Genomic DNA, 12,359 nt, shown 5'->3' with positions numbered 1-12,359 from the left:
AACCTTCGGGTTGGCGTTTTTTTTCGTCTGGATTCATGTCCGTATCGTTTTTGAGGACGCCATCGCGAGCAAGCTCGCTCCCACATTTTGATCGCGATTCTCCGAGCAAACTCATTTCCCTGTGGGAGCGAGCTTGCTCGCGATGGCGTCAGTCGCCGCACTGAGCACTCCAATATGGAAACCCGGGTTTACGCGCTGTAAAGAAATGCTGACGAAATACACGGATTAACCCCGTGAAATCGCCATTTCTCGAATGTCGTAAGAAAATACTTACGCGCCAATGCCTTGTGTCCTTCTCCCCGCGCTCTAGCCTGCTTGTTTCACCGCTCCATGCAGGGTGTTATGCGCGCCATGCCTATCGTGCAGGTGCATAACAAAAAGGAGGCGCAATGAACGCCGTATTCCATCTCCATCTCTCTGTGAGAGGCGGTTTTCCTGCCTTTCCCGTCGATGATCCGCAAGGATCTGACCCATTTTTTGCAGCCGCCCGAGCCTCTCGGGGCGGACACAGGCAATCCCGGCCATAGACACGCTTGTCCAGCGGGTCTGGCAGCAGGGGGTTACAGGTGTACAATGCGCCGCGTTTTACCTGTGACCTCCTGCGCATCTGCGCAACCCTCAAGGCTATCCGCCTTGTTCACTCCGCCGCGTCACGAGCGTGTCGGGTTCGATTTCGTCACAGATAAAAACAAACAGGTGACGCATGACCGTTGTAAATACGCTGAACTCCTGGTGCCTGCGCTGGGGTTTGATCGGTGCCGCTTAACGCCTTTCTTGAGCAGCAACGTCTACTGAACATCATCAAACCTTGCGTGAGACCCTTTTCATGAGTGGACAAAACCCGCAATCAGGCGAGCTGAAACGCGGCCTGAAAAATCGCCACATTCAATTGATTGCCTTAGGTGGCGCGATCGGTACCGGTCTGTTCCTCGGCTCGGCCGGGGTACTCAAGTCCGCCGGCCCGTCGATGATCCTCGGCTACGCCATCTGCGGCTTCATTGCTTTCATGATCATGCGCCAACTGGGCGAAATGATCGTCGAAGATCCGGTGGCCGGCTCCTTCAGCCACTTCGCCCACAAGTACTGGGGCGGCTTTGCCGGTTTCCTGTCGGGCTGGAACTGCTGGATTCTGTACATCCTGGTGGGCATGTCGGAGCTGACCGCGGTCGGCAAGTACATCCACTACTGGGCCCCGGACATCCCGACCTGGGTCTCCGCAGCGGGCTTCTTCGTGCTGATCAACGCCATCAACCTGGCCAACGTCAAAGTGTTTGGCGAGGCCGAGTTCTGGTTCGCGATCATCAAGGTCGTGGCGATCGTCGGCATGATTGCCCTGGGCAGCTACCTGCTGGTCAGCGGCAATGGCGGCCCGCAAGCGGCGGTGAGCAACCTGTGGTCCCACGGTGGCTTCTTCCCGAACGGCATCAGCGGTCTGGTGATGGCCATGGCTTTCATCATGTTTTCCTTCGGTGGCCTGGAAATGCTCGGTTTCACCGCCGCCGAAGCCGACAAGCCGAAAACCGTGATCCCGAAAGCGATCAACCAGGTGATCTACCGGATCCTGATTTTCTACATCGGTGCCCTGGTGATCCTGCTGTCGTTGACCCCTTGGGACAGCTTGCTGACCACCCTGAACGCCTCCGGTGATTCCTATAGCGGCAGCCCGTTCGTGCAAGTGTTCTCGATGCTGGGCAGCAACACCGCGGCACACATCCTCAACTTCGTGGTCCTGACTGCGGCGTTGTCGGTGTACAACAGCGGCACCTACTGCAACAGCCGCATGCTGCTGGGCATGGCCGAACAGGGTGATGCGCCGAAAGGCCTGGCGAAGATCGACAAGCGCGGCGTGCCGGTGCGTTCGATCCTGGCCTCGGCCGCCGTGACCCTGATCGCGGTGCTGCTGAACTACCTGATACCGCAAAACGCGCTGGAATTGCTGATGTCGCTGGTCGTTGCCACCCTGGTGATCAACTGGGCGATGATCAGCTACTCGCACTTCAAGTTCCGCCAGCACATGAACAAAACCAAACAGACGCCGCTGTTCAAGGCCCTGTGGTATCCGTACGGCAACTACATCTGCCTGGCGTTCGTGTTGTTCATTCTCGGTGTGATGCTGTTGATTCCGGGGATCCAGACATCGGTGTACGCGATTCCGGTATGGCTCGTGTTCATGTGGGTCTGCTACGGCATCAAGAACAAGCGCAGTGCACAACATGCGTTGCAGGCGGCAGTGAAGTAACTCCGCGCGAAAACAACAAACCCGGCCATGTGCCGGGTTTGTTGTTTTTACGCATCCGCCCTGTGTAGGAGCTGCCGAAGGCTGCGATCTTTTGATCTTGCCTTTTAAAGATCAGGATCAAAAAATCGCAGCCTTCGGCAGCTCCTACAGGGTTCGACCGGCAGTCAGTCCGTCATTCGCGGTATCCTGCACGCTCTGAATACGGACGCTTTTCCATGCTGGTGATTTCCAACAACGTGCATCTGCCGGATGCCGAGATCGAGTTGACGGCCATTCGCGCCCAGGGCGCGGGCGGGCAGAACGTCAACAAGGTGTCGAGCGCGGTGCACCTGCGCTTCGACATTCCGGCGTCGTCCTTGCCCGAGTTCTACAAGGAGCGGTTGCTGGCGCTGCGCGACAGCCGCATCACCAGCGACGGTGTGTTGATCATCAAGGCCCAGCAATATCGGACGCAGGAGCAGAACCGCGCCGATGCGCTGTTGCGCCTGACCGAGTTGATCCAGAGTGCCACCAAGGTCGAGAAAAAGCGCCGTCCGACCAAGCCGACCCTCGGCTCGAAAACCCGTCGCCTCGAATCCAAGAGCAAGCGCGGCAACATCAAGGCCGGGCGCGGCAAGGTCGACTTCTAGCGGGCGTCCCGCGCTTCGCGTTGCTTCGGTGCCTGCCGGTACAAGTAAAGGCTGAGTATCAATCCGCTCAATGCGGCGAGGGCGGCGAACAGGAAGATCGAAGCGAAACCAAAGCCCGCTGCAATCGCCCCGGCCAGCGGCCCGGTGATCCCCAGCGACAAATCGATGAACAGCGAATAGGCGCCGACGGCTGCGCCACGGCTGGAGGCGGGCACCAGGTTGACCGCTTCCACGCCGAGCGCCGGAAACACCAGCGAAAAGCCGAAGCCGCTCAGCGCCGCACCCGCCAATGCCCAATGTGCATCCGGTGCCAGCCACAGCAACAGCAAGCCCAGGGTTTCCACCGACAGGCAGGCAATGGCGACGCGAAAGCCGCCGAGACGGTTGATCAGGTTGCCGAACAGCAGGCGCGCGCCGATGAAGCTGGCGCCGAACAGGCTCAGGCACAGCACCGCGTTGTCCCAGTGTTGCGTGGCGTAATACAGGGTGATGAAGGTGGCGATGGTTCCAAAGCCGATGGAGCCCAGAGCCAGGCCGCAGCCGTGGGGAAAGACACGTCCGAGCACATGCATGAACGGCAGGCGCTCGCCGGCAACGATCGGCGCGGCGGTTTTCGGCCAGGCCAGCAGCAGGCCGAGCACGGCCAGCAGCACAATGCTCACGCCCATGCTCCACAAACCCAGTTGATGGACGATCAACACACCCAAGGGCGCGCCGACGGCCAGTGCGCCGTAGCTGGCGATCCCGTTCCAGGAAATGACCTTGGCCGTGTTCGCCGCGCCGACCCGGCCGATGCCCCAGCCAATCGAACCCGAGCCCACCAGGCTTTCCGCGCTGCCGAGAACCAGACGGCCGATCAACAGGCTGATCAGGCTCAAGGTCGGCAGGCTCTGGGTCCAGGCCGAGATCAACATGAACACGCCGCTCAGGCCGCAACCGGCCAGGCCATACATCACCGCCAGTTTGCTGCCCTTGTTGTCGATGATCTTCCCGGCATAGGGGCGGCTGAGCAGGGTGGCCAGGTATTGCACGCTGATCACCAGGCCCGCGACCACCGCGCCGAAGCCCAGGTCGCTGTGGACGTAACCAGGCAATACGGCCAGGGGGATGCCGATGTTCAGGTAGCCGATGAAGGTGAAAAGGACGATGGAAACGACTTGCAGCGTGACCGCCAAGGGGCGCTGGTTTTCAGGCATGGGTAAAGGGTCCACGGTAAAGCAGGATAGATAGGCTGCTTATGATAGCGGTGTGGACGGTCGTTGGTTGTGAAAAAGTAAAACTATTTGCCGGGCGGAGTCATTCAGCTTTGACGGGAGCAACCAGTTGCGTAGTGACCAGGGCGGCCAGCGCATTTTCCTGGGTGCCGAAGCGGGCGAGCAGGGCGGCTTGTTTCTCGGGAGTGAGGCGATTCCAGATCTCGATCATTTTCTCGGCGGTGCCGATCAGGACGCTGGCCTGCTTTTCATCAAAGGTTTCGCTGAGTTCATCGGTCATGGTGCGGGCTCGCGTTTCAGGCAGTGTGGAAAGCGCATGGTAGCGCTTTCCACACGGTCTGTACGGCGGGTGTTTCAGTCTTCGCTGTCAGCCTGGCGGCGGTCAGTGGCTTCTTTCGGCTCGGGCTGTTGGGCACCGGCTTGTTGCGTGGTCGTCTGCTCAGGTTCGTGCAGGCTTGGGAAGGGGAGATTAGGAATCTCGTGCATGGTCGCGCTCCTCGCTAAGTCTGTTGATAGATCTGGTAGATCCGCGCTTTAAAAAAGCCTGGGCAGGATACAGCACTGAAAATGACAAACGGACTTTTATATCCATTTGTTTCGACGGATGGGATTGTAAAGACAGGTCTAGAGGGGGCAACACACTGCAAATGTGGGAGCGGGTTTGCTCGCGAATGCGGTGTGTCAGTCGACATTTGCATCGTCTGACACACCGCATTCGCGAGCAAGCCCGCTCCCACGGGGGGGGTTACTTGCAGACTTTGGCAATCGCCTCGGCCAGCAGATCAAGGCGCGTGGCATCAATCCCTGCCACGTTGGCGCGGCCGGAGTTGACCATGTACACGCTGTGGTGATCCCGCAGGTTTTTCACTTGCTCTGGCGACAGGCCTGTGTAGGAAAACATCCCGCGTTGCACGCCAATGTGCGCAAACCGCTCGCGCAAACCGTGAGGCTCCAGTGCTTCCACCAGACCGCTGCGCAGTTGGGCGATACGCAAGCGCATGCCTTCCACTTCGTCAGCCCAGAGGTTTTTCAACTCTGGGTCGCCGAGGATGGTCGCGACCACGGCCGCACCGTGATCCGGCGGTGTCGACCACAGGTTGCGGGCGATGTTGGCCAGCTGGCTGCGGATATCGGTGAGCTTGTCGGTGCTTTTCGCACAGACAATCAGCGCGCCGGTGCGGTCGCGGTACAGGCCGAAATTCTTCGAGCAAGAGCTGGTGATCAGCAGTTCCGGCAACTCGGCGGCGAACAGCCGGGTCGACCAGGCATCCTGCTCCAGGCCATCGCCGAATCCTTGATACGCAAAGTCGATCAGTGGCAGCAATTCGCGCTTGCGTACTACCTCCAGCACCCGGTGCCAGTCGTCGTGGGACAGATCGAAACCGGTCGGGTTGTGGCAGCAGGCGTGCAGCAACACCACGTCACCCTTGGGCGCTTCATTGAGCACTGCCAGCATGCCGTCGACGTCCAGACGGTTGTCGCTGCCGACGTAGGGGTAATGGCTGACCTTGACCTTGGCGGCCGCGAAAATGCTTTCGTGGATCGGCCAGGTCGGATTGCTCAACCAGACGCCGCGCCCCGGCAGGCACTGGGCGATGAAGTCAGCGCTCAGGCGCAACGCCCCGGTGCCGCCCGGAGTCTGGGTGGCGCCGGCGCGTTGTGCGCTGATCAGCTTCGAGTCGGCGCCCAGCACCAGCTCATTGATCGCCTTGCCGAACGCCGGTTCGCCGTGACCACCGATGTAAGTCTTGGTGGACTGACCGTCCACCAGGCGCTGCTCGGCAAGTTTCACCGACTCGAGAATCGGCGTCACGCCCTGGGCGTCTTTGTAGACGCCCACGCCCAGATCGAACTTGCGCGGGTTCGGGTCCTGCGCGTAGGCCTCCATCAGACCCAGAATCGGGTCGCCGGGCACTCGGCCGATGGCGTCGAAGTGCATTACTTGCGCCCCTCGGCGTCCTTGGCCACTTCGTCAGTGCGCGCGGCCATGATGAAGTCGTTGCGGTGCAGGCCCTTGATCGAGTGGCTCCACCAGGTCACAGTCACTTTGCCCCACTCGGTCAGCAGTCCAGGGTGATGGCCTTCAGCCTCGGAGATCTCACCGACGGCGTTGGTGAAGGCCAGTGCATGTTTGAAGTTCTTGAACAGGAAGACCTTTTCCAGCTGCATGATGCTGTCGCGTACTTCGATGTTCCAGTCCGGGATCTGCTTGATCAGGATCGGCAGTTCTTCGTCGCTGACTTGTGGGGCGTCGGCGCGGCAGGCTTCGCAATGGGCTTGGTTCAAAGTGGACATGGTGTGTTTCCTGTAATCGAGTGTTTTTATATCGGTCGACAGTACCGTCACGCTAAACCAAAGCGACGGTGACTGACAGACTCACTTGTCAGCAAAAATCGCGGTTCACGCAGCTTTTGGTTTTGGCGGAAATTTCGGAGTGTGCAGACCCATCTGCATCGCTTGCTTGACCATGCCCATGATGTCTTCGTGGGCCAGGTCGAACAGGCGCTTTAGGTTCGGCAGCGCGAAATACAGGGGTTGCAGGATATCGATGCGGTACGGCGTGCGCATGCATTCCAGCGGGTCGAAGGCTTGATGTTCAGGCTCGTTCGACAGGCAGTAAACGGTTTCCTTCGGTGAAGACAGAATGCCGCCGCCGTAGATGCGCTGGCCTTGCGGGGTGTCGACCAGGCCGAACTCGATGGTCATCCAGTACAGGCGCGCCAGGTACACGCGTTCTTCCTTGGAAGCCTTGAGGCCAAGTTTGCCGTAGGTGTGGGTGAATTCGGCGAACCAGGGGTTGGTCAGCAGCGGGCAGTGACCAAAGATCTCGTGGAAAATGTCCGGCTCTTGCAGGTAGTCCAGTTCTTCGCGGGTACGAATAAAGGTCGCCACCGGAAACTGCTTGCTGGCCAGCAATTCGAAAAAGGTCTGGAAGGGAATCAATGCGGGAACCCGGGCAACCTGCCAGCCGGTGGTTTCACCGAGGACCTTGTTGATTTCGCCGAGTTGAGGAATGCGGTCGTGGGGCAGACCGAGTTTTTCGATACCGTCCAGGTACTCCTGGCACGCACGCCCTTCGATCACTTTGAGTTGGCGAGTGATCAGCGTGTTCCACACCGCGTGTTCTTCGGCGGGGTAGTCGATAAAACCTTGCGCATCGGGCTCGCGAGCCACGTATTGCGTCTGCTTCATACTGCTCTCCTGCTAGGGGATTTCGTTCTTGTTATGTACTGCTATGGACCTAGAAATACCCCAAGGATTGCACTGTTGCAGCAGGTGATCGGCGTCAAGCGTAGGAAAATCCCCCGATATTCGTAAAGTTTTCGTTACGAATGGTGCGTGGTCGCGCAGCTATTGAGATTTACCGGTTTGAAAAACCCTTTGTCTGTCACATAATCTTGACGACTATCTGAGCGCCTCGAAAGAAAAATGCGATCGAGCGCGCACCGCTGTACCCCTGTGGGAGCGGGCTTGCTCGCGATAGCGGTAGACCAGCCAACATAGATGTTGAATGTGAATCTGCTATCGCGAGCAAGCTCGCTCCCACAGGGATTGCGTTGATACCAACTTTATTCACCGCATTGCATTTCAGGCCTTTTTCATGCGTATCAAAGTCCACTGCCAGAACCGCATCGGCATCCTGCGCGACATTCTCAACCTGCTGGTGGAGTACGGGATCAACGTGGCCCGCGGTGAAGTGGGGGGGGAGCATGGCAACGCCATCTACCTGCATTGCCCGAACCTGATCAACATCCAGTTCCAGGCCTTGCGTCCGAAATTCGAAGCGATTGCCGGGGTCTTCGGCGTCAAGCGTGTAGGGCTGATGCCCAGCGAGCGTCGGCACATGGAACTCAATGCCCTGCTCGGTGCGCTGGAGTTTCCGGTGCTGTCGATCGATATGGGTGGTTCCATCGTCGCGGCCAACCGGGCAGCGGCGCAGTTGCTGGGGGTGCGGGTCGACGAGGTGCCGGGTATTCCCCTGTCGCGGTACGCCGAAGATTTCGATTTGCCGGAACTGGTGCGCGCCAACAAATCGCGAATCAACGGGCTGCGGGTCAAGGTCAAGGGTGACGTGTTCCTGGCCGACATCGCGCCCTTGCAGTCTGAGCACGACGACAGCGAGGCCATGGCCGGTGCTGTGCTGACGCTGCACCGCGCCGACCGGGTGGGTGAACGCATCTACAACGTGCGCAAGCAGGAATTGCGTGGCTTTGACAGCATCTTCCAGAGCTCGAAGGTGATGGCCGCGGTGGTGCGCGAAGCGCGACGCATGGCGCCGCTGGATGCGCCGCTATTGATAGAGGGCGAAACCGGCACCGGCAAAGAGTTGCTGGCGCGGGCCTGCCACTTGGCCAGCCCTCGAGGGCAGTCGCCGTTGATGGCGCTCAATTGCGCGGGGCTGCCGGAGTCCATGGCCGAGACGGAATTGTTCGGTTATGGCCCCGGTGCCTTTGAAGGGGCGCGGGCCGAAGGCAAGCTCGGGCTGTTGGAACTGACGGCGGGCGGTACGCTGTTTCTTGATGGCGTCGGGGAAATGAGCCCGCGCTTGCAGGTGAAATTGCTGCGCTTTCTGCAGGATGGCTGCTTCCGTCGTGTGGGCAGCGACGAGGAGGTCTACCTCGACGTACGAGTGATCTGCGCGACCCAGGTCGACCTGTCCGAATTGTGCGCGCGCGGCGAGTTCCGCCAGGACCTCTATCACCGCTTGAATGTGTTGTCGCTGCACATCCCTCCACTGCGCGAATGCCTCGACGGTTTGACGCCGCTGGTGGAGCACTTCCTAGATCAGGCCAGTCGGCAGATCGGTTGCCCATTGCCCAAGCTCGCCCCGGCGGCCATGGAGCGACTCAGCCACTACCACTGGCCGGGCAACGTGCGGCAACTGGAGAACGTGCTGTTCCAGGCGGTTTCCCTGTGCGACGGAGGCACGGTCAAGGCAGAGCATATTCGTCTGCCGGATTACGGCGTGCGCCAGCCATTGGGCGACTTTTCGCTCGAAGGCGGGCTGGATGAAATTGTCGGGCGCTTTGAAAAAGCGGTGCTGGAACGGCTTTATTCGGAACATGCCAGCAGCCGATTGCTCGGCAAGCGGCTGGGTGTCTCTCACACAACGATTGCCAACAAGTTGCGTGAATATGAAATAGGCAAACTTGAACGTTGAGGGCTTTTTATTTTCTAAGTGTTAATGATTATCCAGTGCTTATTGTTCCTGTTTAAAGCGCTAAATTCCCCTGCCATTGATCTAAATCATGGAAGTTGCCGAACAAGCCATCTAGGCTCTTCTCAACGTTTGGCAGGAGCGATGACCATGCCATCAGTGGATGATTCTACCCGGCGAGTTCGCAAAGAAACTCGCCTGTTCTATTTCCTGATCATTGTTCTGTTTCCACTGTTATCGGTGGCGATAGTCGGTGGTTACGGTTTTTTTGTCTGGTTTCTGCAAATGCTCCTCGGTCCGCCAGGCCCCCCCAACTGATCGACATCCATCTCTAACTCAGCAGGGAGTACGGGTCGTGGAAAAGACGCTGCACATTGCCAGTCTGGTGGTTCATGCCCGTCCTGCCTTGTTCGAGGCGGTCAAAGCCAACCTGCGTTTGCTTACGGGCGTTGAGCTTCATCAGGAAAGCCCCGCCGGCAAGTTAGTGGTTGTGCTGGAAACCGATCACGAAAGCCAGATTCTTCAGCGAATCGATCAGATCAATCGCTTGCCGGGCGTGCTCAATGCCGCTTTGGTTTATCACGAGATTCTCGATGTAACGGGAGAAAGCACATGCCTATGACTCGGCGAGAGTTTGTCAAAGCCCAGGCAGCCGGTATCGCGGCTGCGGCTGCGGGGCTCCCGGTGTTTACCTCGGCCAGCAACCTGATTACCGAACAAGACATGGTTTCCCTGAACTGGAACAAGGCGCCCTGTCGTTTTTGCGGTACCGGTTGCAGCGTCATGGTGGCGACCAAGGACAACAGGGTTGTTGCCACTCACGGCGATGTGAAAGCCGAGGTCAATCGCGGGTTGAACTGTGTCAAAGGCTACTTTTTATCCAAGATCATGTACGGCGTTGATCGCCTGACGCAGCCGCTGTTGCGCATGACCAACGGGCAATATGACAAACAAGGCGAGTTTCAGCCGGTGTCCTGGAAACAGGCGTTCGATGTGATGGAGTTGAAGTACAAGGAAGCGCTGAAGAACAAGGGCGGGGAATCTGTCGCCATGTTCGGCTCCGGGCAGTGGACGATCTGGGAAGGGTACGCGGCCAACAAATTGATGAAGGCAGGGTTCCGTTCGAACAACATCGACCCCAATGCGCGCCATTGCATGGCTTCGGCGGTCATGGGGTTCATGCGCACTTTTGGTATTGATGAGCCGATGGGCTGTTACGACGATATCGAAGTCACCGATGCATTCGTCCTGTGGGGTTCAAACATGGCGGAAATGCACCCGATTCTTTGGAGTCGGGTCACTGATCGCCGTTTAAGTCAGCCGAATGTGAAGGTGGCCGTACTTTCCACTTTTGAACATCGCAGTTTTGAACTGGCCGACATTCCGATGGTGTTCAAGCCGCAGACTGACTTGCTCATTCTCAACTACATCGCCAACCACATCATTGAAAGCGGTTCGGTCAACAAAGACTTCGTCAGCAAACACACCCGATTCGCCAAAGGCACCGATGACATCGGCTACGGTTTGCGTCCCGATAATCCGCTGGAGATGAAGGCCAAGAATGCCGACAAGGCAAACACCTGGACCGACATCGACTTCGAGCAATTCGCCGCTTTCGTCAAACCCTACACCCTGGAACGCACCGCAAAGGAAACCGGGGTGCCGGCCGAGCGACTCAAGGCATTGGCTGAACTGTACGCCGACCCCAAGCGCAAGGTGGTTTCGTTCTGGACCATGGGCTTCAACCAGCACACCCGGGGTGTGTGGGCGAACAACCTGATCTACAACATCCACCTGCTGACCGGGAAAATCAGCGAGCCGGGCAACAGTCCTTTCTCCCTGACGGGCCAGCCTTCGGCCTGCGGCACGGCGCGAGAAGTGGGTACGTTCTCCCATCGCTTGCCGGCCGACCTGGTGGTGACCAATCCAGCGCACCGCGCCACGGCGGAAAAAATCTGGAAATTGCCAGCGGGCACCATCAAAGAAAAAGTCGGGTTCCACGCCGTGCAGCAGAGCCGCATGCTCAAGGATGGCGTGCTCAATGTGTATTGGACGATGGCCAGCAACAATATGCAGGCCGGGCCCAATATCATGCAGGAAGTGTTGCCGGGGTGGCGTAATCCCGAGAACTTCGTGGTGGTGTCGGATGTGTATCCCACCGTTTCGGCGCAGGCAGCGGATCTGATCTTGCCCACGGCCATGTGGGTCGAAAAAGAGGGGGCTTACGGCAATGCGGAGCGGCGTACGCAGTTCTGGCATCAATTGGTCTCGGCACCGGGTGACGCCAAGTCGGACCTCTGGCAATTGGTCGAATTTTCCAAGCGCTTTACAACCGACGAAGTCTGGCCGGCAGAACTATTGGAGAGTTCACCGCAGTACAAGGGCAAGACCCTGTATGAGGTGCTGTTCAAGAATGGCCAGGTCGATCAATTCCCCGCTGAGCAACTGGCTGAGGGCTATCAGAACGACGAGGCCCGGGATTTCGGTTTCTACCTGCAAAAAGGCCTGTTCGAAGAATATGCCCAGTTCGGCCGTGGACATGGTCATGACCTGGCGCCCTTTGATCGTTATCACTCCGAGCGCGGGTTGCGCTGGCCCGTCGTCGAAGGCAAGGAAACGCTGTGGCGCTTCCGCGAAGGTTACGACCCCTATGTCGAGAAGGGCAGTGGTGTGCAGTTCTACGGCTACCCCGACAAGAAAGCGATCATCTTCGCGTTGCCTTACGAGCCGCCTGCGGAAGCCCCGGACGCGGACTTTCCGTTCTGGTTGAGCACCGGACGGGTGCTTGAACATTGGCACACAGGGACCATGACCCAGCGCGTCGAAGAACTCTATAAAGCAGTCCCCGATGCGTTGGTCTACATGCACCCGGCCGACGCCAAGGCCCTGAATGCCCGACGTGGCAGTGAAGTGAAGCTGATCAGTCGACGCGGCGAGATGCGTGCGCGGATTGAAACCCGAGGGCGCAACAAGCCGCCTCAAGGCCTGGTGTTCGTGCCGTTTTTCGATGCCAACAGGCTGATCAATAAAGTCACGCTTGATGCGACGGACCCCATCTCCAAGCAGACCGATTACAAAAAATGCGCGATCAGGATTGAGTTGATCAAGACGGCATAAGG

Annotated in this window: 12 protein-coding genes; 6 read left to right on the top strand and 6 right to left on the bottom strand. The window is 58.6% G+C overall.

The annotated features are described in order from the left end of the window. Positions 1 to 826 precede the first annotated feature (826 nt). Positions 827 to 2,239, top strand: a complete 1,413-nt coding sequence (locus KW846_RS06280) for an amino acid permease (protein ID WP_116580333.1) — start codon at positions 827 to 829, stop codon at positions 2,237 to 2,239. 215 nt (positions 2,240 to 2,454) lie between these two features. Beyond that, positions 2,455 to 2,868, top strand: coding sequence for an alternative ribosome rescue aminoacyl-tRNA hydrolase ArfB (gene arfB, locus KW846_RS06275; RefSeq protein ID WP_007984117.1), 414 nt, complete (start codon positions 2,455 to 2,457; stop codon positions 2,866 to 2,868). Here the strand turns inward: arfB and KW846_RS06270 are convergent. The 6 genes from KW846_RS06270 to phhA all read right to left on the bottom strand — a co-directional run bounded on the left by KW846_RS06270 (position 2,865) and on the right by phhA (position 7,274). After that, positions 2,865 to 4,064, bottom strand: coding sequence for an MFS transporter (locus KW846_RS06270; protein ID WP_007975306.1), 1,200 nt, complete (start codon positions 4,062 to 4,064; stop codon positions 2,865 to 2,867). The two genes, arfB and KW846_RS06270, sit on opposite strands and share 4 nt — an antisense overlap. A gap of 100 nt (positions 4,065 to 4,164) precedes the next feature. After that, complete coding sequence (locus KW846_RS06265; RefSeq protein ID WP_007975307.1) at positions 4,165 to 4,362, bottom strand: hypothetical protein; 198 nt, start codon at positions 4,360 to 4,362, stop codon at positions 4,165 to 4,167. A gap of 74 nt (positions 4,363 to 4,436) precedes the next feature. Then, positions 4,437 to 4,568, bottom strand: a complete 132-nt coding sequence (locus KW846_RS29960; RefSeq protein WP_007975308.1) for a hypothetical protein — start codon at positions 4,566 to 4,568, stop codon at positions 4,437 to 4,439. A gap of 259 nt (positions 4,569 to 4,827) precedes the next feature. Continuing rightward, complete coding sequence (locus KW846_RS06260) at positions 4,828 to 6,021, bottom strand: amino acid aminotransferase (protein ID WP_218481638.1); 1,194 nt, start codon at positions 6,019 to 6,021, stop codon at positions 4,828 to 4,830. Continuing rightward, complete coding sequence (locus KW846_RS06255; protein ID WP_007975310.1) at positions 6,021 to 6,377, bottom strand: 4a-hydroxytetrahydrobiopterin dehydratase; 357 nt, start codon at positions 6,375 to 6,377, stop codon at positions 6,021 to 6,023. The genes KW846_RS06260 and KW846_RS06255 overlap by 1 nt, the downstream gene beginning before the upstream one ends. Positions 6,378 to 6,482: 105 nt before the next feature. Beyond that, the gene (phhA, locus tag KW846_RS06250; protein WP_007975312.1) at positions 6,483 to 7,274 is read right to left on the bottom strand and encodes a phenylalanine 4-monooxygenase; all 792 of its coding nucleotides are present in this window, start codon (positions 7,272 to 7,274) and stop codon (positions 6,483 to 6,485) included. Positions 7,275 to 7,683: 409 nt separating this feature from the next. On the opposite strand from phhA, the gene KW846_RS06245 reads away from it, so the two are divergent. The 4 genes from KW846_RS06245 to napA all read left to right on the top strand — a co-directional run bounded on the left by KW846_RS06245 (position 7,684) and on the right by napA (position 12,357). Further along, positions 7,684 to 9,243, top strand: coding sequence for a sigma-54-dependent transcriptional regulator (locus tag KW846_RS06245; RefSeq protein WP_095945466.1), 1,560 nt, complete (start codon positions 7,684 to 7,686; stop codon positions 9,241 to 9,243). Between the two features lie 147 nt (positions 9,244 to 9,390). Further along, positions 9,391 to 9,558 carry a periplasmic nitrate reductase, NapE protein gene (locus KW846_RS06240; protein WP_218475398.1) on the top strand — a complete coding sequence of 56 codons (168 nt, stop codon included), beginning with the start codon at positions 9,391 to 9,393 and terminating at the stop codon, positions 9,556 to 9,558. Positions 9,559 to 9,595: 37 nt separating this feature from the next. Next, positions 9,596 to 9,862, top strand: coding sequence for a chaperone NapD (locus KW846_RS06235; RefSeq protein ID WP_095058996.1), 267 nt, complete (start codon positions 9,596 to 9,598; stop codon positions 9,860 to 9,862). Further along, a complete protein-coding gene (napA, locus tag KW846_RS06230; protein ID WP_218475396.1) occupies positions 9,853 to 12,357 on the top strand; it encodes a nitrate reductase catalytic subunit NapA in 2,505 nt (834 codons plus the stop codon). The genes KW846_RS06235 and napA overlap by 10 nt, the downstream gene beginning before the upstream one ends. The last annotated feature ends 2 nt before the right edge of the window (positions 12,358 to 12,359 follow it).

Source organism: Pseudomonas sp. PDM32, from assembly GCF_019219225.1.
In the GTDB taxonomy this organism is placed as follows: domain Bacteria; phylum Pseudomonadota; class Gammaproteobacteria; order Pseudomonadales; family Pseudomonadaceae; genus Aquipseudomonas; species Aquipseudomonas laurylsulfatiphila.
The sequence above is the reverse complement of the archived record's forward strand: the minus strand, read 5'-3'. Positions and strand labels throughout refer to the sequence as shown.